The organism is Deinococcus rhizophilus, assembly GCF_030271215.1.
GTDB lineage: Bacteria > Deinococcota > Deinococci > Deinococcales > Deinococcaceae > Deinococcus > Deinococcus rhizophilus.
In genome coordinates this window covers 22,427-47,587 of the sequence record NZ_JASNGB010000001.1, presented here as the reverse complement: position 1 = coordinate 47,587, position 25,161 = coordinate 22,427, and the positions used below count along the sequence as shown (strand labels likewise).

The 25,161-nt window shown below is 69.8% G+C and carries 24 protein-coding genes; all 24 read left to right on the top strand.

All coding sequences use genetic code 11. The features are described 5' to 3' along the window. The first annotated feature begins 9 nt into the window (after nt 1-9). The 24 genes from QOL99_RS00255 (at nt 10) to QOL99_RS00140 (ending at nt 25,159) form a co-directional block, all read left to right on the top strand. Nucleotides 10-816, top strand: coding sequence for a ParB N-terminal domain-containing protein (locus tag QOL99_RS00255; RefSeq protein WP_285520618.1), 807 nt, complete (start codon nt 10-12; stop codon nt 814-816). Then, nucleotides 813-1,553, top strand: coding sequence for a hypothetical protein (locus tag QOL99_RS00250; protein ID WP_285520617.1), 741 nt, complete (start codon nt 813-815; stop codon nt 1,551-1,553). The genes QOL99_RS00255 and QOL99_RS00250 overlap by 4 nt, the downstream gene beginning before the upstream one ends. Further along, entirely contained in the window at nt 1,550-2,329 is a 780-nt protein-coding gene (locus QOL99_RS00245; protein ID WP_285520616.1) for an adenine nucleotide alpha hydrolase family protein, read from the top strand. Before QOL99_RS00250 ends, QOL99_RS00245 begins: the two co-directional genes overlap by 4 nt. Further along, on the top strand, nt 2,326-3,642 hold the full coding sequence (locus QOL99_RS00240; protein WP_285520615.1) for a DUF3440 domain-containing protein: 1,317 nt from the start codon (nt 2,326-2,328) through the stop codon (nt 3,640-3,642). The genes QOL99_RS00245 and QOL99_RS00240 overlap by 4 nt, the downstream gene beginning before the upstream one ends. Then, nucleotides 3,639-4,157, top strand: coding sequence for a ParB N-terminal domain-containing protein (locus tag QOL99_RS00235; RefSeq protein WP_285520614.1), 519 nt, complete (start codon nt 3,639-3,641; stop codon nt 4,155-4,157). The genes QOL99_RS00240 and QOL99_RS00235 overlap by 4 nt, the downstream gene beginning before the upstream one ends. Nucleotides 4,158-4,399: 242 nt before the next feature. After that, a complete protein-coding gene (locus tag QOL99_RS00230) occupies nt 4,400-4,969 on the top strand; it encodes a hypothetical protein (protein ID WP_285520613.1) in 570 nt (189 codons plus the stop codon). Next, nucleotides 4,953-6,824 carry a hypothetical protein gene (locus QOL99_RS00225; protein WP_285520612.1) on the top strand — a complete coding sequence of 624 codons (1,872 nt, stop codon included), beginning with the start codon at nt 4,953-4,955 and terminating at the stop codon, nt 6,822-6,824. The genes QOL99_RS00230 and QOL99_RS00225 overlap by 17 nt, the downstream gene beginning before the upstream one ends. A 10-nt stretch (nt 6,825-6,834) precedes the next feature. Continuing rightward, entirely contained in the window at nt 6,835-8,325 is a 1,491-nt protein-coding gene (locus QOL99_RS00220; RefSeq protein ID WP_285520611.1) for a hypothetical protein, read from the top strand. 138 nt (nt 8,326-8,463) lie between these two features. After that, a complete protein-coding gene (locus QOL99_RS00215) occupies nt 8,464-8,625 on the top strand; it encodes a hypothetical protein (protein WP_158679888.1) in 162 nt (53 codons plus the stop codon). 11 nt (nt 8,626-8,636) lie between these two features. Beyond that, nucleotides 8,637-9,968, top strand: a complete 1,332-nt coding sequence (locus tag QOL99_RS00210; RefSeq protein WP_285520610.1) for a hypothetical protein — start codon at nt 8,637-8,639, stop codon at nt 9,966-9,968. Between the two features lie 72 nt (nt 9,969-10,040). Further along, nucleotides 10,041-10,409: a hypothetical protein gene (locus QOL99_RS00205; protein ID WP_158679887.1), complete on the top strand. Its 369-nt coding sequence runs from the start codon at nt 10,041-10,043 to the stop codon at nt 10,407-10,409. A gap of 47 nt (nt 10,410-10,456) precedes the next feature. Next, entirely contained in the window at nt 10,457-11,677 is a 1,221-nt protein-coding gene (locus tag QOL99_RS00200) for a phage major capsid protein (RefSeq protein WP_285520609.1), read from the top strand. 65 nt (nt 11,678-11,742) lie between these two features. After that, a complete protein-coding gene (locus QOL99_RS00195; RefSeq protein WP_285520608.1) occupies nt 11,743-12,444 on the top strand; it encodes a hypothetical protein in 702 nt (233 codons plus the stop codon). A 4-nt stretch (nt 12,445-12,448) separates the two neighbouring features. Continuing rightward, the gene (locus tag QOL99_RS00190) at nt 12,449-12,832 is read left to right on the top strand and encodes a hypothetical protein (protein ID WP_285520607.1); all 384 of its coding nucleotides are present in this window, start codon (nt 12,449-12,451) and stop codon (nt 12,830-12,832) included. Beyond that, nucleotides 12,829-13,530, top strand: coding sequence for a hypothetical protein (locus tag QOL99_RS00185; protein ID WP_285520606.1), 702 nt, complete (start codon nt 12,829-12,831; stop codon nt 13,528-13,530). The genes QOL99_RS00190 and QOL99_RS00185 overlap by 4 nt, the downstream gene beginning before the upstream one ends. After that, the gene (locus QOL99_RS00180) at nt 13,527-14,012 is read left to right on the top strand and encodes a hypothetical protein (RefSeq protein ID WP_285520605.1); all 486 of its coding nucleotides are present in this window, start codon (nt 13,527-13,529) and stop codon (nt 14,010-14,012) included. Before QOL99_RS00185 ends, QOL99_RS00180 begins: the two co-directional genes overlap by 4 nt. After that, the gene (locus tag QOL99_RS00175; protein WP_285520604.1) at nt 14,009-14,512 is read left to right on the top strand and encodes a hypothetical protein; all 504 of its coding nucleotides are present in this window, start codon (nt 14,009-14,011) and stop codon (nt 14,510-14,512) included. The genes QOL99_RS00180 and QOL99_RS00175 overlap by 4 nt, the downstream gene beginning before the upstream one ends. Next, on the top strand, nt 14,509-14,802 hold the full coding sequence (locus QOL99_RS00170; protein WP_285520603.1) for a hypothetical protein: 294 nt from the start codon (nt 14,509-14,511) through the stop codon (nt 14,800-14,802). Before QOL99_RS00175 ends, QOL99_RS00170 begins: the two co-directional genes overlap by 4 nt. Further along, complete coding sequence (locus tag QOL99_RS00165) at nt 14,799-15,806, top strand: hypothetical protein (protein WP_285520602.1); 1,008 nt, start codon at nt 14,799-14,801, stop codon at nt 15,804-15,806. The genes QOL99_RS00170 and QOL99_RS00165 overlap by 4 nt, the downstream gene beginning before the upstream one ends. 114 nt (nt 15,807-15,920) lie before the next feature. Then, complete coding sequence (locus QOL99_RS00160; protein WP_285520601.1) at nt 15,921-16,427, top strand: hypothetical protein; 507 nt, start codon at nt 15,921-15,923, stop codon at nt 16,425-16,427. Nucleotides 16,428-16,432: 5 nt separating this feature from the next. Further along, a complete protein-coding gene (locus tag QOL99_RS00155) occupies nt 16,433-16,666 on the top strand; it encodes a hypothetical protein (protein ID WP_285520600.1) in 234 nt (77 codons plus the stop codon). 53 nt (nt 16,667-16,719) lie between these two features. Then, on the top strand, nt 16,720-17,220 hold the full coding sequence (locus QOL99_RS00150) for a hypothetical protein (protein ID WP_285520599.1): 501 nt from the start codon (nt 16,720-16,722) through the stop codon (nt 17,218-17,220). 22 nt (nt 17,221-17,242) lie between these two features. Beyond that, nucleotides 17,243-17,662 (top strand): hypothetical protein, encoded by a 420-nt coding sequence (locus tag QOL99_RS00145; protein ID WP_285520598.1) that lies wholly within the window; start codon nt 17,243-17,245, stop codon nt 17,660-17,662. A 75-nt stretch (nt 17,663-17,737) separates the two neighbouring features. Beyond that, the gene (locus QOL99_RS00140) at nt 17,738-25,159 is read left to right on the top strand and encodes a phage tail tape measure protein (RefSeq protein ID WP_285520597.1); all 7,422 of its coding nucleotides are present in this window, start codon (nt 17,738-17,740) and stop codon (nt 25,157-25,159) included. The last annotated feature ends 2 nt before the right edge of the window (nt 25,160-25,161 follow it).

Below are 25,161 nucleotides of genomic sequence, written 5' to 3'. Positions count from 1 at the left end.
GGAGCTTGTATGGCCCCACGTAAGACCCCCGCCGCCCCTGCCGATGCCGCCCTGCGGATCGAGTACCTGCCGCTCGACCAGCTCGCCCGCTGGCCGGGCAACCCGAAGGAGCACGCCGACGGCGCGATCGCCGCCAGCATCAGCCGCTTCGGCTTCCGCGACCCCCTCGCCATCGACGAGGCCACGGGCCGCCTGATCGCCGGGCACGGCCGCCTCTCCGTGCTGGAGCGTGCCCACGCCGCCGGTCAGCCCGCGCCGCAGTTCGTGCAGGTCCGCGAGGACGGCATGTGGCTGGTCCCCGTCACGCGCGGCGGCAGCTTCGGCAGCGAGGACGAGGCCGCCGCCTACCTCGTGGCCCACAACCGTACGGGCGAACTCGGCGGCTGGAACGACGAGCTGCTCGCCGGGATGCTGGGCGGCCTCGACGATGATCTCCGCGCCGTGGCCGGATTCGACCTCGAAGCGTTCGTGAAAGAGACGGACGCCCAGGCGGCCAGCGCCCCCGCGCTCCCCGAGGCCCCCAGCGAGTTCCTGAACGACCTGATCGGCGTAGCGGCAGCAGCGGCGCCGCAGGCGCAGGCCACCCCCACCCCGGCGGCGGGAGGGGACGCGGCCCCCGCCGAGCCTGCCCCACCGGCCGCCCCTGTAGGGCCAGGAAACCCCGAGTACGTGCAAGTCGTGTACGTGGTGCCCGCGCCGGACCGCGACCTCGCCCAGCGGGCCGTGAAGCGTGCCCGCGAGCAGTTCGGCGTGGCGACCGCGCCCGAGGCGTTCATGGCGATCATCCGCGCCTACCTCAGCGAGGTGGCCGCGTGAATCCCGAGCCGATGAAGCACCACCCCGACGACGAAAACGAGATCCACGATGTGGCTACCTTCGTGGACCCCGCGCAGAACGTCGTCACGCCCGTCATGCAGCTCAGCGACGAGCTGGCCGGGCAGATGGTGTGGGCCTTTGCCCGCATCGTGCGGGCCGCCCACGGCAGCCGCGCAGCCCGCACCCCCGACGAGGACGGCATCACCCGCGCCCAGGAGTTCGAGGAAGGCGACGTGTACATGCTGGAAAAGCCTTTCGACGGCTACTTCGCCAGCCGCTACCTGATGGACTTCTACAACGTGGAAGAGCGCGGCATCTGCTCGCGGATGCACCTGCACACCGGCCTGCGCTTCGTGCGGATGATGACCGGTCCGGACACGGTGATCCGGGTGGGCAGCCTCTCGCCGTTCATCGTGACGAACGTGCCGGGCGTGACGCCCTTCGTGCCCTTCCAGTTCGAGGACGACATGCCCGACCTGCCGGAGGGCGTGCAGCGCACCCGCTACAACCTGCTGGTGCCGCCCTGCTCCTTCGTGGACATGCAGATCCCGCGCGGCGTCTCGCACCAGTTCAACGCCATCGGGCCGAACGCGGTGATCGACTCCGTACACCCCGAGGAGAGCATCGAGACGTTCCGCGAGCGCATGAGCGGGTTCAAGATGATGGCGCAGACCATCTTCCTGACCGACGACCGCCCCGACGCCAGCAGTTGCGACATGCGGGAGGCCGAGCAGTGACCCTCGGCCGCAGGCAGAACACCACCCAGGAGGCCTGGGACGCCGCCTGGAACCGCCCCGACCTGTTCCCCGACGCGGACCTCGACCGCCTCCTCGACGAGGCCGTGCGCGAGGTCTGCGAAGTCACAGCGGGCAAGCGGGCGGCCATCGCCTGGAGCGGCGGCAAGGACAGCCTCGCCCTGCAGGTGGTCGCCGAGCGGGCCGGAGTGCTCGACGGCGTGCTGGCCCTGACCCAACTCGAGTACCCGTCGTTCCTGGCCTGGCTCGCCCAGCACCAGCCCGGCTGGGTCCGCACGGTGAACACCGGCCAGGGCCTGCTGTGGCTGCGCGACCACCCCGCCATGCTCTTTCCTCAGGACGCGGCCACCAACGCGAAGTGGTACCGCCTCGTGCAGCACACGGCCCAGGACCTCTACTTCCGGGGCAAGGGCCTGGACGTGCTGATCCTGGGCCGCCGCAAGGCCGAGGGGAACTTCTGCGGCAAGGACGGCCTCTACGCCAACCGGGGCGGCACCCTGCGCCACAGCCCCCTGCGCGACTGGCCCCACGAGGCAGTCTTGCAGCTGATCAGGCGCGAGGGCCTGGCCCTGCCCCCCTTCTACGCCATGCGCGACGGGTGGGTGACAGGCACCGGCCCCTGGCCGCAGCGCCCCTACGCGCGGGACGTGGACGACGGCTTCGCGCAGACTTGGGAGACCGACCCGGAGATCGTGCGCGAGGCCGCGGCGGTGCTCCCGTCGGCGCGGCAGTTCATGGACGCGCGGGGCCTGACGTGACCGGCCCGGAGTACGCGCCCCCGCACCCCGCGCTGGGTCGCCCCTACCAGCACAACCCCAAGCAGAGCCGCCTAAAGCCGCAGACGGTGGAGCAGGACGTGCTGACCCTCGCCCGTGAGCGCCTGCACGTCCTCTTTGAGCGCTTCGACCACGTGAGCGTGAGCTTCAGCGGCGGCAAGGACTCCACCATCGTGCTGAACCTCGCCCTGGAGGTGGCCCGCGAGCTGGGCCGCACGCCGCTCGACGTCGTCTTCTGGGACGAGGAGTGCATCTACTCCGAGAACGTGGACTACGTGCGCCGCGTGGCCGCCGACCCGGACGTGGCGCTGCGCTGGATGTGCGTGCCGGTCAAGCACCGAAATGCCTGCTCCAGTGAGTCGCCTGTGTGGTCCCCCTGGGCACCCGAGGACCGCCACCTCTGGATCCGTGACCTCCCGCCCGAGGCGATCACCGAGATCCCCGGCTACGACTACCACGACCCGGCCAATCGCCTGTCCGTCCCCGAGGTGAGCGGCCTGCTGTTCCCGCCCACCCTGGGCAACGTGGTGCAGCTGCTGGGCATCCGCGCCGACGAGAGCCTGATCCGCCGGGCCGCCGTGAGCCGCCGCGCAGTGGACAACTACATCGTCAAGGACACCGGGGGTTACGGAGGAGCGAACAACCTCCAGCACGCGGGCAACGTCTGGAAGGCCTACCCGATCTACGACTGGCGCACCGAAGACGTATGGCTCGCGCCCAAGCGGTTCGGCTGGGATTACTGCCGGGTCTACGACCTGATGGACAAGCTGGGGTTCAGCCCGCCCCGCCAGCGCCTCGCGCCGCCCTTCGGCGAGGAGCCCATGCAGCGCCTAGACCAGTACCACCAGTGCGAGCCCGAGCTGTGGGACCGGATGGTCTACCGGGTGCCCGGCGCGGCCACCGCCAAGCGCTACTCCAGAACCGAGCTGTACGCGTTCGGCGAGGTGCCGGAAAAGCCGCCGGGCATCACCTACGAGGCTTGGCTGCGCGACCTCGTGCAGGCCAACTTCCCGCCGAAGGAAGCCGCCCAGGTCAGCAAGGCGATTCGCAGCCACCTCCGGATGCACTACCGCAAGACCGCGGACCTGCTGGCTCCGACCGCCGACCACCCACTGACGGGGTACTCGTGGAGCTTCTTCATCAAGATCGCCATGCGCGGGAACTTCAAGGACCGCCGCCAGCCCAACATCGGCAGGCGTCCGCCCGAGCAGGTACAGCGCATGCACGAGAAGTACCGCGCCGACCTCGCGCCCTACCTCGAGGAACTGGCCGCCCTCCAAGGAGACACGCCATGAAGCACGGACGTGACGCCCAGCCCCTCTCGGTGATCGAGTGGGTGCACCGCGACGACCTCTACGCGAACAACTACAACCCGAACTACGCGGCCAAGCCCGAGATGGAGCTGCTGAAGACCAGCATCGTCGAGGACGGCTGGACGCAGCCCTTGGTGGCCCGCCCAGACGGCGAGATCGTGGACGGCTTTCACCGCTGGACGTGCAGCGGCGACCCGCGCATCTACGCGATGACCGGCGGGTACGTGCCCGTGGTCCGGCTGCTGCCGCCCGCTGTAGGAGACCAGATGCTCAGCACCATCCGCCACAACCGGGCCAGGGGCGAGCACGGGGTCCTGAAGATGGCGGAGATCGTGCGCCGCCTGATCGACGAGGAGGGCATGACGCCCGAGCAGGTGATGCAGCGCTGCGGCATGGAGAAAGAAGAAGTCACCCGCCTCTACGACAGGGGCGGGATGACCGAGCGAGGAACACAGGGGAAGACCGAGTTCAGCAGGGGGTGGTCGCCAAAGGTCTAATAGCCACCCTGCACCGCGTCGGCACCGATGTCTAACAGAGCCTCCGGGCTTGCCCCAATCGCACCAAGGTCATGACGGGGGTGTCCGTTGATCACAAGGACGTAATCCTCAACGGTTTCGCTTGCGCCACCGATGAAGCTTTCGGTGCGGCTTACCCCCCAGACCTGCACAACGCTGCTACCTACCTGCCGCTGCCCCAGAAGTCTTTGCATACCTGATCTTCCCATAGGAGGTGAATCTACATGACAAAACATGCCCCCGCCAACCCCAAGACGACCCCGAAGAACAGTGGCAGCGGCGGGGCGCGAAGCGCCGAGGACAAGCGCGTCAAGCACGACTGGAGTGCCATCCGCCGCGAGTACATCCGCGGAGATGACACCGTCACCTACGCGAGCCTTGCCGCCAAACCGGGCTACCCCGACAAGCGGCAGATCGAGAAGCGTGCCAGCGCAGAAGATTGGGTGGATCTCCGGCTGGAGGTAAGACGGCAGGTTGACGGCAGGCTGCGTGCCCTCGACCTCGACATGAAGACCGAGGTGCGGATGCGGCAGGCCAAGGTCGGCAAGGCCCTGGTCACCCTGGGTGTGCGGGCGATGGCCCATCAGGACCCGGAGAAGATGGACGTGCTCGACATGGCCCGGACCATCAAGATTGGCACCGAGCTGGAGCGCAAGGCCCTGGGCATGGAGGAGCTGAACATCAACTTCGGCCGCATCAAGTCGCCCGACGACCTCGACAAGCTGCCCGAAGAGGAGCTGTGGCGCCTGGCCGCCATGATCCCGCCCGACGAGGACGATGACGCGGAGTTCTAGCCGCCCGCCCAGTTGGATGACCCGGGGCGCGGTGATGCAGGCCATCGCCCGCAAACGCCTGCGCGAAAGCGGCAAGCTTCCCACCCAGGGGCCGGTGCGCGACGAGCAGAGCAAGTGGACGGAGCGCTACAGCACCGATCTGATCGGCTTCTGCGAGCGGGTGCTGGGCATGAAGCCCTGGCGGGGCATGAACGGGAAGCCCGGGCAGTACGAAATTCTGGAGGACATTCAGGACAGCGTGCGGCGGCAGCTCGCGGGCGAGCAGAACGTCCCCTACGTGTTCGTGATCGAGGCGGCGCACGGCCTGGGGAAGACGTACGGGCTGGGCGCCCCGGCGATCATCTGGTTCTACCGGGTGTGGGGCGCGTCGGTTGTGCAGAGCACGGCGAACACCAACGACCAGGTGCGCGACACCCTCTGGAAGAACATCCGCATGCACGTCGCCAACGCGAAGGCCCGGCGGCGCAACGTCATGCCCGGCCTGATGCCCAAGGACATGCGCGCGGAGACCTCAGCCGACCACTTTGCCATGGGCTTCGTGACGAACGACGCGGGCGGGACCGGCACGGAGCGCGTGCAAGGCCAGCACAACGACTTCCACCTGTGGGTCTTCGAGGAAGCCGAGGGCATAGCGGAATTCATGTACGACGCGGTGAAGCGCCAGTTCACCGGCAACACGGTCCGCATCTGGCTGCTGTACGCCAACCCCAAGACCTCCTCCTCCACGTTCCAAGAGATGAAGATGCACCCGCTGGCCCTGGTGTACCGGCTCTCGCTGCTGGACTTCCCCAACGTCGTGAACGGCACCACGGAGGTGCCCGGCGGGACGACCCGCAGCACCTTCAACGAAATGATCGAGGACCAGCGCACCTTCGGGTGCGAGGTGGTGCCCGAGATGGACGAGACGCGGCACACCTTCGCGGTGCCCTGGCCGGTGCCGAGGGCGGGCGGCGGCTTCCACCCACCGGGGACGATCTTCGCCCCCAAGCGGGGCTTCCTGTACGGCGCTTTGGGCATCCCGCCCAGCGGCGGCGGCGGAGACACCTTCATCAGCGCGGGCCGCTTCGACGCCTGCCTGACCCGCGACGTGCGGCGCGAGAGCGTGGCGGAAGTGGGCGCCGCCGTCATGGTGGCGCTGGCCACCCAGCAACCCCTGCGCCGTCCGGTGCGCCGCGTGCAACTCGGCGTCGACTGCTCCCGCTTCGGAGACGATGCCGGGACGCTCTACGGCCTGTTCGAGCGTGTTCTGCGGTTCGAGGAAGCGATCCAGGGAGCGCAGGAACTCGACGAGATGAGCCGCACCGACCGCTACGTGCAGGCGGCGGCCAAGGCGCTGCGGAAGTACGCGGCGCAGGGCGCAACGGCCGCCAGCGTCCGCGTGGACGCCGGGTACGGCGGCGGCATCGTGGACGGCATTCGCAAGCTGGTGGACGTGGCCGCCCTGTTCCCGGACGGGTTCGTGGTGCATGAGGTCGCCTTCGGCAGCAGCCCCACCGACCCGGACCAGTACGCGGACCTCGTGACCGAGATGTACGCGATGGCCGACGAGGTGCTCAGCGCCATTCGCATCGAGCATCCGCCGCTGCTGCTCAAGCGCGATCTCACCGAACGCAAGTACGGCTACGTCACCAAGGGGGACCGGGATGTCCGCAAGCTGGAGAAGAAGAACGACTTCAAGAAACGCACCAAGGGCCAGTCCCCCGATGACGGGGACGGGGCCGTGCTCGCCCTCGCGCCGGAGAGGTTGTTCGGGGGCAGGGTCAGACATGATCCGGCTGCGCACGCAGCGGCGGTCCTGACCGTCAGGTCCGCACAGGAAGGAGGTGGGTACGACGACCTATATTCTTGGCCCTGACGGCCAGCCCGTGAGCAGTCAGCAGGAGCACGCCCCGCCCCCCGCCCAGTTGCGGGGGGCCTCGCTGCCTGCCAACCCCAGCATCGCCGACGCCTACGGTGCGACTCCGCTGGACCCCGGCCTGCGGGGCGGGTGGACCTACGCCGACGGCCTGGGTCGCCCCAGCCTGCGCCCCGGCCGCTACGGCATCAACCGCGACGCCGAGCGGCTCAAGTGCCGCAGCATGTACTACCTCAACCCCCTGTTCTGGGGGGCCATGCAGATCGCCATGAGCTTCCTGATCGGCGACACCTTCTCCTACGGCGACGTGTACGACCGCGCCGCCCGCACCGCTCTGGAGGAGTTCTGGCAGGCGAACAACCTCGGCACCCTGATCTCCGAACGCTGGCTCCCAGAGTTCTTCACTGACGGTGAGCAGGCCACGGTCTGGCCGACCGGTGCCGACGATCCCGGGGCCGACGCCCCCGCCCGCATCGCGTTCCTCGACCTGGAGGCCGGGGTACGGGTGGAGGGGGACACCTCGCTGGGGACAGTGGCGGCCGACATGGTGAGCGCCCTGCACCTGCGCCAGGGCCTGCGCGAGCGCACCTGGCGCCGGGGGGAGTTCGTCTGGACGGCCTCGGACGCCCTGTGGAACGACCCGCGCGGCTACCCCCTGGTCAGCGGTGCGGTGGACTCGGCGATGGCGTACATCGCCATGGCGAACCACCGCCTGAACATCCACGAGATTCAGCAGCGCATCGTGGGCGTCTACACGGCGATGCTCAACCCGGAGGAGCCCGACGGCGGCGAGGCCCGTTGGCGGGCGAAAGCGGGGGCGTTCCGCCACGTCCCGGCCAAGGGTGCCGTGGTGCCCCTGATCACCAAGCCGGGGTACACCGACAAGGCGGGCAACCGCTACGACGGGGTCACCGAGAAGCTGGAGTTCCCCCGCCCGGCCAGCGGCGCTTCGGACGCCAAGGAGGACATGCGGGTGTTCCTGCGGCTGGTCGGCCTCTGCCTGGGCGGGCTGCCAGAGCACTGGCTGGGGGAGGGCGGCAGCGTCAACCGCGCGACCGCCAGCGAGATGGGCACCCCCGCCGTGACGCTGGGCCTGCGGCGGCAGGCGACCCTGCGCTCCTACCTCGACCGGACCCTGCGCACCGAGCTGATCCGTCGCTACGGGCCGAACCGCAAGTACCGCGTGCCCTACAGCAAGGTCAGCCGGGACGGCCTGAGCCGCAGCACCGGATACCGGACCGTCACGGCCGACCTGCTGGAGTTCCCCTGGAACCTCCCGCGCCTCGACGACGAGTCACTGGACACGCTGCTGCGGGTGGTGACCACGATGGCCGACCGGGGCTGGCTGAGTGATCAGTCGGCCGCCGGTCGCCTGGGCGCGGACGTTCCGACCGAGACCGAGTTGATGGCGGCGACCGGGCGCAGCTTCGGGCAGGCCCAGGCCGCTCCCCCCACCCCAGGAGGTGAACCCGATGGGCCGAGTCGCCCCCCGTCCCCCTAAACCCCCGCCCCCGCCGCGCCCCCCCCAGGAGGACAACCCCGGCGAGGGGCCACCCTGGCTGATGGCGTTCATCGGCGTCGCCCTGGCCGCTTGCGTGGGGCTCTGGGGCTGGCTGCTGCTGTTCCCCGGAGGTTTCCCTTGAACCCCACCCCGTCCCCTCAGCACGCCACCCTCACTTCCCGTGAACGTGAGCGGGAGCGCCAGCGCCTCCGTCAGCAACTGGAGCGCGGTGAGATCACGCCCCAGCAGGCCGAAGCTGCCCTCGCCCGCTTGCAGCCCCCGCCCCCGCTGCGGGGCTGAAAGGAGCCCGTATGCCCGAACACCTCAACCGTTCGCCCTGCACCGCCCTCGTCTCCGGCCGCCTCCGCGAGAGCGCGGCCCCCACCGGCGTGTTCGCCCTCAGCGAGCGCCTCGCCCCCGACCGGGGGAACGCCACCCTGCGCGAGGAGAAGCGAGACGGCGAGACCGTGACTCTGGTGGACGTGACGGTTGCCACCGCCGGGCGCGTGAACCGCAACCTGCGGCTCTATCCCCGCGAGGTCTGGCAGGCCGCCATCGACGCGGCCCAGGATGACCTTGCGGCGGGGCGGCTGTGGGGCCTGCTGGAGCACCCCGAGGACACCTGGGACCGCTGGGACCCGCTCAAGGGCCGCCTGGAGAACATCTGGGTGCTCTACGAGCGGCTGTGGCTCGACGGGGACACCGTGCGGGCGACCGGCGTGCTGGTGGACGACCACGCCGCCGGGCAGACCATGCGGGCGCTGCTCAAGCGCAAGGTCGCCGTCGGCATCAGCAGCAACGGGACCGGCAGCGCCCAGTACCTGCCCGCGAAGGAAATCCCCGGCCTCGCCGACTTCCCTGACCCTGAGCAGATCATCGCGGTGATTCAGCCGGATTTCCGGCTGCTCACCATCGACGCGGTGTCCGACCCCTCTGACCTCTCCGGCACCGCCCGGCAGAAGGAAACCCACCGCCCCAAGGAGGGCAGCATGAACCCCAAACTCAAGGCCCTGCTGGACCGCTTCCCCGGCCTCACGCTGGAGCAGATCAAGGCCCAGCACCAGACCGAGTACGCCGCGACGATGGTCGCCATCGCCGAGGATGTGACCCAGGCTCCCAGCCCGGGGCCCACGCCCGCGCCTCAACCCGCCCAGAACCCGGCCCCCTCGCCCGCCCCGGCGCCCCAGCCCGCGCCCAGCCCCGCGCCTGCGAGCACCCACGCGGAGAGCACGCTGGAGCGCAACGTACTGGCCCTGAATGCCCGCCTGGAGGCCAGCGAGCGCCAGGCGTTCACCGAGAAACGCACCAACATCGCCATCACGGCGCTGGAGGCCGCGCAACTCCCCCGGGCGCCGAAGGTGGGCGATCTCGACCTCGACGCCCGGTTCCGCGAGCAGGTCATCCAGGTCAGCGTCGCGGCGGGCAGCGAGGACGAGGCCAGGCAGCTCGTCGGCCAGATGATCGAGGAGCGCCGGGTGCTGATGGGCGCGGCGGCCACTCCCCCACGCGGGCGCCCGCACGAGAGCGCCGCGCAGCGGGCCGGAGGCGTGTCCCTCCCCATCGGCAACAACAGTGCCCCCGCCCGACAGGTGGAGGGCCACAACCCCGTCGCCAACGTGCGCGGCAGCCTCGGCCTGCGCTGAGCCTCGCCCCGCTTCCCCGGCCCCTGAGCGCTTCGCCAGGGGCCTTCTTCTTTCCCCCGAGAGGTCCCACCCATGAAGACCCGTGCACACGGCAGCCCGATGGACGGCATCACCCTCCCGCTCGCGGTGCCTGCGAATACCCGTGAAGGCCACCCGGTCGCCATCGGCAACGCTGGCCTGCTGGGCGTGGCCGTCACCGCCCGCGTCACCGCCGACGACCTGAACAACCCCGCCAGGGTGACCCCCCAGGGCCTGGTCGCCGGGCAGGCCAGCGTCTTCCTCCCCGGCATCGCCGTCACCCTGCGCGTCGATCTGCCTGCCGCCCTCGCGCAGGGGGCCAAGGTCTACCAGCAGCCCGACGGTACCTACAGCGACGTGAACACCGGCGTGTTCGTCGGCTGGAAAGTGAACGGTCTGCTCGCCGTCCGCGCCAACGCCTGACCTTCGGCCCTCCGTCCTCTTTTCCCTGAGCACCAGCAAGGAGCCGCATGACCGTACAGAAACTCCGCATGGGGTACCGCGAGGCCGCCCTGCGCGGTTACATCCCCGAGCAGGTTGTCGACCGCCTCACCATGATGACCATCCTGGAAACAGGCATCCAGGCGTTTTACAAGGGCTACTACGGTGCCCTGCTCGACGAGAACCTCCAGCGCAGCCAGGACCTGCGCATCTCCAACCGCGAGGGCTGGGACATGGCTCTGGCGGCGCAGGACGGCGTGCTCGAAGACCTCACCGGCATCCGCTGGGCGCACCGGCAGACCGAGACGCTGACCACCAGTGACTTCCTGCTGGCGCTGGCCTACACCCGCGACGCGGCCCGCCGTCCCGGCTACGCCCCCTTCGAGAGCGAGCTGCTGAAGGTGGCCCGCACCCGCACGGTGAACAACTTCAAGCCCATCAAGGCGCGGGGGGCCACCAACCTGCTGCACCGCTTCCTGGCCCGGCGCCCCGAGGCGACGAACGTCCAGTACACCGGCTTCATCGGCCAGGGCGAGTTCTACAGCGCGGTGAACTACGAGCTGGCCATCGCCTACACCTGGGAGATGTACACCAACGACGAGATCGGCGAGTTCGCCGAGGCGATGGAGGAACTGGGCGAGGCGGCGGCGCGCACCCGCGCGTGGAGCGTCATCGACGCGGTCGCCCGCATGGCGCCGCGCCTGCCGCTGCTCAATGGCGAGCAGGGACCGACCATCCAGAACATCCAGGCAGTCAAGAGCTTCCTGGCCAGCCAGCGGATCGACGGGCGCTTCGTGGCCCGTACGATGACTGACCTGTATCTGCCCCCGGCCTGGGACTCGCTGGCTTACGTCAGCCTGAACAGCCAGGCGCTGGCGGGCAGCACCCAGGGAGGGCTGGAGCCCAACATCAACCCGGTCTACCGCGCGGGCACGCCGCACAACGAGCCGCTGATGGCGGAGATCTTCAACGACGGGCCGGAGGGCAACCCCCGGTACAACGACCCGGCCGCTGGGTACGCGGACCTCAGCGACCGGGACTGGGTGGCGCTGGACCGGAACGCCCGCCCGCTGGAGATCAGTTATCTCGAGGGGTTCCAGGCCGGGCCGCGCACCTACACCCGCGTGCCCGACACGGTGGAGCTCAACCACGGATCCTTCGAGAACCACACCTTCGCCGTGAAGGTGGGCGATGTGCACGCCGCGACCGTGGCGGAGCGCAGCGCCGTGGTGATCGCTCAAGGCACCTGAGCTTCCGCCTCTACTCCCCCTGACACCACGGACCGGGGAGTTAGCCCCGGTCCGGGAGGTTTTCCATGACCAAAACACAGAATCTGGTGCTGGCCAAGCCGTACTTCGACGGCTTGGTGTGGCACCGCACCCTTGGCGAGGGCTTCGATACCAGCACGCTCGACGACGCCGTGGTGGACAAATTGAAGGCCAAGCAGTTCCTGATGTCGGCGGCAGCGTACAAGGCGCAGACCAACCCGGAAGCGGCGCAGGCGCAGGCGGATGCGGATGACGCCGTGCAGCAGCTCGCGGCGGCAAATGCCCGGATTCAGCAGCTCGAAGCCCATCTCGCGGAGGCGGGCGGCGGCCCGGAACAGGCGGGCCGCGTGGCCGAGTTGGAGACCCGGGTGCAGACCCTGACGGGCGAGCGCGATGAGGCCCGGCGCCGGGGGGAAACCCTCAGCCAGGAGGTCGGCACGCTCACCAGCCAGGTGCAGGAGCAGACCCGCGAGGCGCAGACGGCTCAGGCGCGGGTGCAGGAACTCGAACCCCAGGTCACCACCCTGACCAGCGAGCGCGACAGCCTGCGCACCTCCCTGGAGCAAGTGACCGCCCAGGCTGCCGAGGCCGAGGGTCGGGCGCAGGCGGCCGAAGCCGAGCGCGATGCGGCCCAGCAGGCCCTTGCGGACGGCAAGCTGATTCCAGCCGACGCCCGCGAACGCCTGATCGCCGTCAAGGGCATCAGCGACACCCTGGCCGACGCTGCGCTCAAGGCGCTGACGGAGTAGGGCCATGCCGCTCACGCCTGCTGAACGCCTGGAGGCGGAGCACTCCCTGACGGCCGAGGCGCTGGGGATGAGTGAGGGCGTGTTCGACCGCCGCCTCGTCCTCTGGGAGGAGGTGGCCGGGGAGCGCACCGACGCCACCGAGTCTCAGCGGCAGGCCCATGTCGCGTCCCTCGCGCTGGGGGCCTGGATCGCCTACCTGCTCGGGCAGGCGGACAAGTTCCGGTCGGAGGGGCAGATCACAGTCGAGCAGGACATCCTGGGCCGCGTGGCGCTGTTGCGCGAGCAGCAGGGGGCCGCGCAGGCGCAGGCGGGTCTTGTTGCTCCGGCCGCGAATGGACCAGTCACCGCCAACCCCGCGCCGATCTTCGAGCCCTGGGGGGTCGGATGACGGGTCCGGCCGATCGGTACCGCGCGTTGGCCCAGCGGACCCTGCGGGCCAACGCGCCGCTGCTGTACACCGAGCGGGCCACCTGGTCCGATGGGCTCACCCGCCGTTTTTCGCTGGGGGACCCCAATCAAGAGGGTGGCAAGGGCTTCACCCGCCTCCAGACCGACCCCATTCCGGCCAGCCTGCGTCTGCTGCGGCTGTATCCGGGTGACCCCGAGCCCGAGCCCGGCACGCACGCCCCCTACCAGGGCGGATCGCTGGTCTTCGGCCTCTGGGGCGACGAGAGCGCCTGGACCGGACAGCGGGTGGGCGTCTGCCGCCTGGTGGACGAGCGGGCCTATCCCCAGGTGGCCACCATCGGCACCCAGGGCTTCCGCCTGCGCATCACCGCCCTGGACGCCCCGGCTCTCAGCGTGAGCGGGGGGAACGACCTCCAGGCCAGCGCCAACAACAGCCACCGTGGCCACCTCCCCCCTGGCGTGCACCTGCACCCCGGGGAGGAGATCACCACGGCGGACGGCGACCGGTACCTGGTGGTGCCGCCCGTGCAGCGCGACAGCCTCGGGGACGTGGTGGGGCTGAGCTGGCAGGGGAGTGGGGCTCCGCAGACCCAGCCGCCTGCTGAGGACGTCTCTGCGCCTGATCCGGCGCCTACACCAACCACCGGGGACGACTCGTGGTGGAAGGAGCGTCCATGATCTCCGCTGACTACGACGCCCAGGCCTGGGCCAGTGCCCTGAAGCCCCCTTCCCTCAAGGTCGTGCAGCGCGAGCTGGCGACAGAGTGGAAGGACAACGCGGCCCACCGCCTGCGCGAGAAGTACTCCGGCGGCCCCATGAGCCGCTACGTCACCTCCCGCACCGGGCGCACCCGCCGCAGCGTCCGCAGCCGCCTGACCCCGACCGGCGCGGCCCTCAGCGTCACCGGCCCCGGGGTGTTCTCCCTCGAGGACGGCGCGGAGATCCTGCCGAAGAGGGGCACCCCCGTGCGCGGCAAGGGCGGGCGCATCCTGCGCTACATCCCCTTCCTGCGTTTCCGGCTCTACACCCCCACCGACACCAGCCAGCCCACCGGCCGCTGGGTGATGGCCCGGCGGGTCCGCATCCGTGCCCGGCACCCGGTGCGGGACTCCGGGCGTGAGGCCCTCGCCAGCCTGTGGCTGGACCTGGGAGACCTGTGACCACAACCCTCACCGTGGCCGACCCCCGCCCGGCCCTGCGGGTGCTCTACCACGCCCTCAAGGTCACCCTGGGGCGCGACGGCACCCGCCCCGGCCTGCTGGACATGGCCCCCCGTCCTCTCCTCGCCGCGCAGATCGTTCCGGGGGCGAGCGAGTTCGCGGTCAGCGCGGTTGTGCCGCCAGGGGCTCAGCCCAAGGTGGCCGGGCACCTGATCAGGCGAGTGCTGCAGGGCTACGTCAGCCTCCATTTCCCGCTGGGCGACAACCCCGGCGACGGGGTGGACGAGGCGGCCCTGATCGGCGCGGTGCTGGAGCGTGCCGGGCAGGTGTTCGCGTCCTACCCCACCCCCGGCGTGACGTTCGCCGGGATGGGCGACCTGGCCTCGGACCTGTTCATCAACGACGCCCCCGCCGAACTCCAGAAGCCCGCCGTGCTGACCCTCACCACCAACTTCGACCTCGTGCTCGACCTGAGAGTCGAGCTGAAGGAGTCCCCATGACCAAAGGCAAGAAGGCCCCGGAGTACACCCTCCCGGCCTACTACGAGTACGAGGGCACCCAGACGGGCAGCCTGTTCGGGGCCGACGGCGAGCCCATCGCCCGCGTGACGCCCGGCCAGATCCTGCGGGTCGACACCGCCGAGCAGGCCGGGCGCATCGAGGCGCACGGGACCTTCCGGCGCACCACCGCCGCGAAGTACAACGCCCAGCAGCCCCAGGAGGACGGCGGGTCGGCCGACGCCCCCGCGACCGACACCTCCACCCCCACGCCTGACGGAGGCACCGAATGACGCTCCCCCCCGCGTTCACCCCCTGGCAGGCCGTCAGCCCTGACCACAACAGCGGCTTCTTCGCCATCGCCCCCCAGGCCGAGCCCGGCGTGTTCGTCGAGCCCACCCTGGTCATGCGCGAGACGACCGGCACCGGCTACCTGCCCGACCAGGACACGATCATGCCCCGCTTCTTCAACGGCACGGTCTTCGAGCCCGCCGGACAGTCGGCCACCGGCAGCTACAACAGCCGCACGGTCACGGTCGAACTCGACGCCCCCACCCTGGCCGCCGTGCTGCGGATGATGTACGGCGACGGCGCCGAGGCGGCGGGCGTGCGCACCATCACCCCGCTGAGCAACCGCCAGTGGGCCGCGCACTACCCCGCCCAGGCGTTCTCCGGCTACTGGTACGTGCCCACCATCGGGTACGTGAAGATCACCAACGGCCAGTTCTACCTGGTGGTCGCCACGGTGCCCGAGGACACCGGCCTGGTCACCGCCGTGCTCAGCTTCCACGCGGGGGACTACGAGGTCCACTACGCCAACGAGGCGGGCTTCACGGTGCCCGCCGTGGCCGTGCCCGACTTCGAGGGGGCTTTCGAGCGCGGGGCCTTCCGCCTGGATGTGAACGGGGTGGAGGAGGCGGTCGAGGGTGGCGTCACCCTGACCTTCAACCGGCCTATCGACCCCGGCGCCCGCAGCGGGAACTCCACCAAGAGCTTCCGCCCCGGCACCGGCAAGGTCAACATCGAGGTGGCCACCTCCTTCACGGGAGGGCGTCCCGAGCTGCTCCAGCTGCGCGACGCCAGCACGCTGGTGCCGCTGCGCTTTGACCTGATCCAGGGCAACCCAGCAGCCGGGGGCGTGCGCATCACGGTGAACATGCCGACCGCCCAGTACGTGGAGGCCGATGCCCCCATCAGCGACGGCCCGGTCACCACGGCGGTCACCCTGCGGGCCGTGATCCCCAACTCGGCCGCCAAGCCGTTCACGGTGGAACTCGAAGGCGACTACGCCGCCTGAACCTGACCCTGAGCCCGCGACACCCCGCCTGCTGCCCGCTGATCCAGGGGCAGGCGGGGTGCTCATCGACGACGCCTCGCGGGCCGTCGTCGGCCATCCAACAGGCAGGAATCCATGACAGACATCGCCGAGCGCCTCCGCGCCCGCAACCAGAGAACCGTCTACATCAACGCCGACACCGGGGAGAGCCGGGACACGCCCCCAGCGCCGGACGCCCCCGACCCCGACGCCTGGTTCCCCTTCGTGATCGGGCGCATCGACCCCGAGCAGGTGGAGCAGGACGGGCTGTTGCTGGCCTTCGCCGCTCATGACCTGGAGGTGCACGCGGAGGAGAAGCTCCGCGCCGCCCAGGAGGACCGCAAGAAGTTCGACGCCGCCCGTCCGAAGGACCGGCAGGGCAAACCCAGCTACCAGCCGCCCGAACTCAGCCGGGAGGGAGAACTGGAGCGTACCTACCTCGCTCGGCGCGGCGGGAGGGTCAGCGTGCTGATCGCCGGGATGGTCGACCCCCGGTATGCCGACGTGCAGGGCGCTCTGGGCAAGATGGAGCGGCCCCTGTACACCGCCATCGTGAATTTCGGCGGGGTGCGGACAGAGGGAAAAGCGCCGAGCGCCAGCTGAGGCAGTTGCGCCTCTACGCGCAGATGGCTGAGGCGGGCTACGGGTCCGTGCTGGAGATCATGCACTCGGACGTGGCCACGCAGGGGATGCTGCGGGCGCTGTTCCTGGACAAGGCTGCCTACGAGGTCCGGAAGAACATCTTTGAGGACTCGCTGGACGATCAGAAGGCCGCGAATCAGAAGCGGGCCGAGGACGAGGAGAGGGCGCGGCGGCGGGGGGGCGGGCACAAGATCGGGTAGCGGGCACTCACATGCGGCCACGCCCTGCGGGACGGACGCCTATGCTGCGGCCCATGCGACGCCTGCTGCTGACCGGCCTCCTCGCCCTGGTCCCGACCGCCCTTGCCGTTCCGCTGACGCCGGACGGGGAAGGCGCCTTCGTCGGCCGGGACGCCAACTACACCTACGGCGTGGTGCTGCGGAAAAACGCCCCCATCACCGACGCCTTCCTGACCCTGGGGCAGAAGCCGAACGACAGCAACACGGTGTTCTGTTTCAAGATGTACAACCTCGGGGTGGACGGGGATCAGCTCGTCTACCGCCTCCGGAAATTCACCGCCTCGCCGCGTCCCGTGGTGGTCCGCGGCGTCAAGGGCACCAAGCCCGGGGAAGTGCCCGTGGCCGCCCTGGCCAGTTGCCTGGACGTGGACGTGCGAAACGTGGAGTTCGACGTGACGGTCCGGGTGCCCCGGTCGGCACCCCTGGCCCTCCCCATCCCGCTGGGCGAATACGGGCTGAGCGCCACGCTGGACGCCCACCTGCGGCTCGCGCCCACGCTGGCGCCCCTGCCCTGAGTCCCCCGGGTAACCTGAGTCCATGACCGACCTCGACGAAGCGACCCGCGCCCGCATCCGCGCCGAGGAGGCCGAACGCTTCAAGGTCCGGACCGAATTGGAGGCTGAGCGGCGCGTACGGGAGCGACCTAACTACCTGGCAGGCGCCCTGCTCAACCTGCTGATCAGTGGTGGCGGCCTGATGTTCATCCGCCAGATGGGGCCGGGTATCGCCTGGCTGCTGGGAGCCGTGGCCCTGGCTTTCATCGCCTCTCCCTGGATCGCGTGGCTGGTGGGGCTCATTGGGAGCTTCATCCATTACAACGCGGCCTATGACCGACTATACGAGCCTCAGGCTGAGGTTGCCGAGGAAGCCCGGCGTCAGGGGCAGCTGACTCAGCGGCTGATCCTGGTGGTGGCCATTCTGTTTCTCGCAGCCCTGGGAGTGGTCCTCTTCACCTGACCCCGCGCCCCGCTTCACCCCTGCTGCCGCCCCCACCGGGGCGGTTTTTCATGTCCCCCCGGTGGGGAGGTGCCCATGACGCAAGACAGCCGCAAGCTCGAACTCCACCTCGTCGGGAAAACCAGCGGCGAGGAAAACCTCAAGCTGATGGCCGATCAGCTCGGCAACATCCGGACCCTGATGCGCGACCTGAAGAAGGAGTCCCAGGGCACCGACTTGCTCAAGGGGGTCGCGGCGAGTGCCCGCGAGAACGCCCGCGTCATGAAGGCGCAGTCCGACGCGGCCGTGGCCGCCGCCCGGCAGCAGGCCGCTGAGGCCCGCTCGCAGAAGGCCGCCTCTGACGCGCTCACGGCCTCCCTGCGGGCTCAGGGGGCACAGGCGACCCTCACGGCCCGAATGGGAGCCCAGGCCGAGCGTGACGCCCAGCAAACGGTCCGCGCCGCCATGCGCGAGCGCCAGAACCTGATCGACCAGGTGCGTCTGGCCCATGCCCGTGCCCGCGCCGAGTACGACAAGCAGGCCGGGGTGGGAGCCGACATGCAGGCCAAGGCCCGCGCGGCCCAGGTCTATCGCCAGGCCGTGAAGGAACTGGAAGAGGGGATGGCCGCCCTCGGTAGGCGGACCGACCTCACCACGAAAGAACTCACCCAGCTCGCCCAGATGCAGCAGCGGCTGGCCCGTGAGCGCAACACCCTCGCGGGTGGGGTCAACCCGCTGGGCTTATCGGGCAATGTGAGCAACGCCCTCCAGGCCAACATGCCCCGCCTGCTCACCGGACTCCAGAACGGGGCGGCGGCCATGAGCCCCAGTCTGGGAGCCGCCGCCGCCCAGGCCACCGCGCTGACCACGGCCGTGAACGGGGCGGCGGCGGCATCTGGCTTCCTGGGAGCCGCGACCGCCGGGGCCGCCGTCGGGGTGGGCGTCCTGGCGACCGCGACGGTCAACGCCGGGCGCACCGCGATGAACTTCGAGGCCATCATGGACGCCGCGAAGGTCAGCGTGGGCGCCAATGCCGAGGAGTTCGCCCGGCTGAACGACGCGGCCCTCAATATGGGCAAGGGGCTGGGGTTCAGCGCGACCCAGGCGGCTGCCGGGATCGAGGAACTGGGGTCCAGCGGCGTGAGCGCCGCGCAGGTGCTGGACGGCGCCCTGATCGCCAGCATGACCCTCGCGCGGGCCACCACGGGCGACCTGGCGCAGGCGGCTCAGGTCAGCGCCGGGGCGATGAATGCATTCAAACTGGAGGCGGCCCAGCTCCCCAGCGTGGCCGACACCATCTCCGCGGCGGTCAACAACACGACCCTCCGGATGGACAACCTGAAGGACGGGATCGCGGCGGGCGGCGCCGTGGCGAAGACGTTCGGGCTGGATTTTCGGGAGTACGTCTCCCTGCTCTCCATCGGGACCGACGCCATGCTCAGCGCATCGGACGCGGGCACCAGCCTCAAATCCATGTTTATGGCCCTGACGCCCAACTCCGAGGCGGCCTCGCGGGTGATGGACAAGCTGAAGTTCAGCGCGTTCGATGCCCAGGGCCAGTTCATCGGGATGGAGGCCGTGATCGGCAAGCTGGCGGACGCCACCGCCGGGATGAGCGACGAGCAGCGGGCCATGACGCTGGAAACCGTGTTCGGCTCCGACGCAGTCCGCATGATCAACCTCCTGATCGACAAGGGGGCCGACGGCCTGCGCGAGCGCACCCGACTGCTCAACCAGACCGGAGAGGCGACCCGCAGCGCCGCCGAGAAGATGGACAATGCCCGGGGCGCGACCCTGGAGTGGCTGCGGGCCACCGAGAAGCTCCAGATCGCCTACGCGAGCGGCATCCTGCCCACCTTCACGAAGTTCCTGAACGAGGTGGCGACGCCGCTCGTCGACAAGATCGCCGAGCTCGTGCGCGAGCTGAACAACGTGAAATCGCCCGGCGAGATCAAGGCCACCCTCAAGATCGAGGCGGGCGACGACGCGACGACCAAGATCCTGAAGTTCTTCTTCGGGGCCGGGCAGGGCATCAAGGACGGCCTCGCGCTGGAGGTGGACAACTGGGTCCAGCGCTGGGAGAACATCGTCGAGAGGTTCAAGCCCGCTGAACTCCAGGCCGAGCTGATCAAGGCGGGTGCGCTGAAACAGCAGGTGACCCCCTGGGCCATCCTGGGGCAGCAGCGCGAGATCGCCGCCAACATGCCGAAGTACCAGCAGATGCTGGTGGACGCCCTGGCCCGCAATGCCGAGGCTTCCGACCGGCTGGCGAAGTCGCTGGGGCTGCCCACGTCAGGCCAGACGGCCAGCGGCCCCAACGTCCTGGCCGGGCAGGGGCCGCTCATGCCGGGGCAGGTGCGGGCGGGCCAGGAGGCGGCGGGCAAATGGACGCTGGACTTCATCAGCGGGCTGGCGGACGTGTTCAAGCGGGACCCGCGCGTGGCGTCCGACTGCGCCATCGTGGCCTACGAGATCATGAACGTCCTGGGCGGCAAGATCGTCGGGACCGCCAAGGAAAACGCCTGGGTTCCGACCCTGGAGAAGAACGCGAAGGCCAGCGGATACGAGCAGGTCAGCCTGAGCGAAGCCCGCCCCGGCGACCTCGTGATTTTCAAGACCGGCAACGGCAACGTCTACAGCCCGCGCGGGAGCGGCATGCACGCGGGCGTGATCGCGGGCAATCAGAACGGGGTGGTCCGGGTGATCGACAATCCGGGCACCCAGAGCGACGGGGTCACGGACGGGATCACCCGGGTGCGCGACATCGGTTCGGACGCCCGGAGCGCCACGGTCTATCGGGCCCCCACCTCCCCCTACGCGGGGCGGGCAGGGACATCTACGGCCAGCCCCGGCGTCTCCAATGCCCCGCGCACCGCGAAGACCGATGAGGCCCTGCTCGCCGAGGCCAAGCGCATCCTCGACCGGATCGAGGCGACCAAAAAGGCCAAGGATATCGGGGGCTGGAACGCGGCCCGCGAGGCCCTGAAAGCCTTCGAGGACAGCGGTCCCCGCGCTGCCGCCGCCGTGGAGCTGGTGCGCGGCGAACTCGGGAAATCGACCCGCACCGCCAGCCAGTTCGGCAAGGAATTCGACGGGCTGAAGGACCGCCTCTCGACCGCCGATTCCCAGTTCAAGCTCAGCGACAACGCGGCCCAGTACGTCAAGAGCCTGGACAACATCAGCCGGGCCGCGAGGACGGCCGCGGAGGCAGAGCGCAAAAAGAACGGCGAGACCGACCGTGCCCGTGCCCTCCTCGACCTCGCCGGGGACGCGGCTGGAAAGGCCCGGCAGCAGCGCGACAAGCTCGCCCGCGAGGAAGACCAGGCCGGGGACGAGCGCACCCGCCGCGAGCAGGCCCGTGCCCGTGCCCTCCAGACCATCGCGCAGGGGGTTCAGAAGGGCAAGGAGGAGAGCTACAAGCGGGCCCTGGCCACCCTGGAGCGGACCCAGAAAGAAGAACTGGCCCAGGAGGGCCTGACCGCCAAGCAGAAGGAAGCGATCATCGCGCGGACTTCCCCCGCGATTCTCCGCGCCCACTACGCGCTGAACGCCGCCATCAAGAAGGGGAAGGACGCGGAGGCCGAGGCTTACCGCCAGAGCGAAGATGCCAAGGTCCTCACGACCGAAGAGGTCGATGCCGAGGTCGCCCGCCGCAAGGCCGAGAACCGGCAGCAGGAGAAGGACGCCAACCAGACCGCCCAGCGCGAGCAGCGCGAGGCCATCCAGCAGGCCGGGCGCAGCCGCGTCGAGGAGGAGAAGAAGTTCGCCGCCGAGGTCGCCGCCGGGAAGGAGCGGGAAGCCCGCGCCTCGGCGGACCGACTCAAGACCCTGGAGGACGGGGAAATCGCCCGCGCCGAAGGCAATGCCCAGAAACAACTGGAGCTGACCCGGAAATATTCCCAGGCCCAGTTCGACCGGGAAGCCGCGATCCTGCTGACGAAGAAGGTCAAGGCCGACCGGGGGGACGTGGGGAATCAAGCGGCCCTCGACGCCAACGAAGCCGAGTACCAGGCAGGGCTGACCAGGCTGCGGGAAACCCGCGTCGCGGCCGTGGCGGCCGCCGAGAAAGCGGTGCGGCAGGAGGAAGAAAAGGGGCGCCAGACCCGCGAGCGCGAGGCTGAAGAAGCACGCCAGAAGGAGGAGGCCCGCAACAAGGTGCTGGCCCAGCGCCTCGCTCAGGGGGCCGAGGCCGCCCGGCAGGCCGACATCAAGGGCGCGGAGCTGGCCCTGGGGGAGATCGAGCGTCTCCGGGGTCTGGACCTCAAGGGGGTCGAGGGCAACCTCGCGGAGGAGCTGCGGCTCGAAGAGCTCTACGCCGAGAAAATCCGGCTGGCCCGACGGGCGGTCGCGGATGCCCGGTTCGCCGATTCCAAGCGGGATCTGGAGAACCAGTACGCCGGGCGCCCGAAAGACCCTCAGTTCGCGGTGGACCTGGGGCTGCTGGAGCGCGAGCGCCAGCGGGCCTACAACGAAGCCGACGACCAGGCAGCTGAGCGGACCACGGCGGCCCTCAGGAAGCAGACCGACAAGGTCCGCGAGCTGCGGGACGCCTACTCCGAGCTGGCCGACGGCATCCGGGGCAAGATCGCTGCCGACTCGGTGGATCAGGGCACCCTGGACGCCTTCCGGGAGAAGATCGACGAGATCGACGCGGCCATCGCCCGGGCGGGCCTGACCGGCAACGCCTACCTCGTGGGGGCGCGGGCCAGCGCTGAGGCCCTGTACCAGCAGGGCATTGACGCGATGATCGCCTCCGGGGCCTACGGCAACCTCGCCGACAGCCACGACCGGGCGGCCCGCGCGGGGCAGGGCTACACCGTCACCCTGGAGGATGCTCTCGAGCAGATCCCGCTGGGCACCGAGGCCACCGAACAGTACGTCCGCGTGCTGGAGGAACTCGCCGCCGAGGGCAAGGTTGCTGCCGACGTGGTGCAACAGGTCAAACAGGCCATCGCCGACCGCACCGCCGTGTGGACGCTGGAGGCCGAGGCGATCGAGCGGGTCGTGTCCGAGGGCATGAAGTCGGCCGACGAGCTCGAAGCCCTGGGGGACACCGAGGGGGCCATCGGCGCCCTGTACGAAACGCTCGACGACCTCTACACCCGCCTGGAGAACGGAGAGGATGTGGCCAGCGCCATTCAGTCCGTGATCGACAAGCTCAACGGGCTGGGCGAGGCGCTGGAACTGAACACCGAGTTCAATTCCTTCGTGGTCGGACTGGAGGGCAACCTCTCGGACAAGATCGATCAGGTGACCACGAAGCTGGCGGACGAGACCCTGTCCAAGGGGTTGCGTGCCCGGCTCCAGGGTTACCTGGCCGAGCTGCGCTCCGAACTCCAGCAGGCCTACCCCACGGCCACCGGGTACACCCCGGGCAGCGAGGGCTACGGCACGGGCGGGACCGGGCGGGGTGGGCTGGACGCCATCATCCAGGCCGGAGACCTGCAAAGCCGCCTGGAGGCCGAGACCGACCCTGCCGCCCTGCGCGGGCTGATGGAGGACGTGGGGACGTTCCTCGCGTCCGGGGTTGCCGAGTCCCTCCCCGCCGCCACCCGCAAGGGCCTGGAGGACGGGGTGAAAGGGGCGCAGGAGTACCTCGATCTGCTGGGCACCCTCACCGAGGACACGGTGGAGGACGCCGTCAGCCGGGGCGCCCGCACCGCGACCAACCCCGCCAACCGCTACGGCGAGTTCATGGAGCGGCTGGGGGTCGGGGGAGACCTGCGGGACCTGGCCGAGGACGAGGCCGCCCTCCCCAGTCTGATTGCCGGGCTGGAGGAGGCCCGCGAGAAGGGGCAGCTCACCACCCAGCAACTCCAGTGGCTGAAGGAGGCCATCGAGCAGATCAACGGCGAACCCCTCGACCTTGATACCGCCGAGCAGCAGGCGGCCGACACCCTCCAGGATCTGATCGGCCTGACCACCCGGCTGCGGCAGGGGGCCATCGGTATACAGGAGTTCGGGGCTGAGGCGCTGACCGCTCTGCCCCGGCTGGAGCGTCTGGCGCAGGCGGCAGAAGCGGCGGGCCGACACGACATTGCTGCCGGGTACCGGGCGTGGGCCGCCGAGGTCCGCGAGCTGGGCGGCGCGGCCCTCGCCACGGCCGAGCGGGCGCAGGCCCTGAACGGCATCCGCAACGGGCAGCAGCAGCTGGTGGGCCTCGTGACGCTGGACCGGCGGGAGTTCCAGGCCCAGTACGACGCGGAGATCGCCAGCCTGCGCGACCTCCAGGTTCAGTACCCGGCCTACGCCGCGCAGATCGAGAAGGTCATCGGCAAGAGCAAGATCCTGAAGGGCCTCAACCTCGGGCACTCCTTCCTGAACGACGCCAAGCTCATCGTGCAGGGCATCGGCCAGATCGCCGACGTGATGGGCAACGACGTGCTGGGCTACTCCATGCAGGAGTTCGCCAAGGGCTTCGAGAGCGCCCAGACGGCGGCGGTGGGCATCGCGAAGGTGATGGTCAATCCTGCCGACGTGGGCGGCTGGATTCAGGCGATCACCGGGGTCGTCGGCGCCATCGACGGGATCGGCAACGCCCTGCTCAACCTCTCGCCGAAGTTCCGGGCCTGGAAGGCCGAGATGCTGGAGGTGGCCAAGCTTCAGAAAGACGCCCTGGGGCTCTCCACCGGGGGCTTCACGTCTCCCTGGCAGAAGGCCCTGGAGCAGGACGCTGCCAACCGCGAGAAGCAGGCGAACGCCGGGTTCTTCAAGCGGCTGTGGTGGGGGCTCACCGGCAGCGCCCCCGAGGTCATGAAGACCGAGAGCGCCAAGCTCCTGGCCGAACTCCAGACCATCTTCGCCACCCTGGGCGCGGGCATCAGCGGCGCGTTCCAGAACAGCATGACCAACGCCTTCCTGAAGGGCGATATGGCCAGCTGGGCGCAGGACTGGAGCAAGTCCTTCGACCAGGAGGTCGGGCAACTCATCCTGAAAACGATGGTGGACGCGGCCCTGAAGGAGGGGGCGGTCGCCCAGGACCTCGCCGAGCTGACCAGGGCGATTCAGGAGCAGCGCTACAGCGACATCCCCGCCATCATCGAGCGCATCAAGCGCAACGCGGGGCTCGCGATGGAGCCCATCGCCAACATCGCCCCCACCCTCCCCGGCTACGGCAGCCAGAAGGATGAGGCGGCGGGGGGAGCCCCTGACCCCGCGAACGACCGGCAGCGCCGGGAGCTCTGGTACCAGTACGAGCGGGAGCAGGACGAGGCCAAGAAAGCCGAACTGCGCCGCCAGCTGGATGGCGGCGTGGGCGGCGGCAGCGGCGGCAGCACGGTCGTCATCGGCGGGGCGCAGGCCGCGCCGCCCGACTGGGGGGTGCTCTCGGCGAGCATCACCCGGCTGACCGACCGGCTCGCCCTGTACGACCAGGCCGGGCAGATTCACCTGGCGGCGGCTCAGCTCCAGCGGGAGGCGGCGGGCATCCAGGCTCAGGCCGCAGGAATCATCTTCCAGGCCGCTGAGCGACTGAGCGTGGCAGGAGCCACCCCCACGCCTCCGCGCACCGTGTTCTGAAC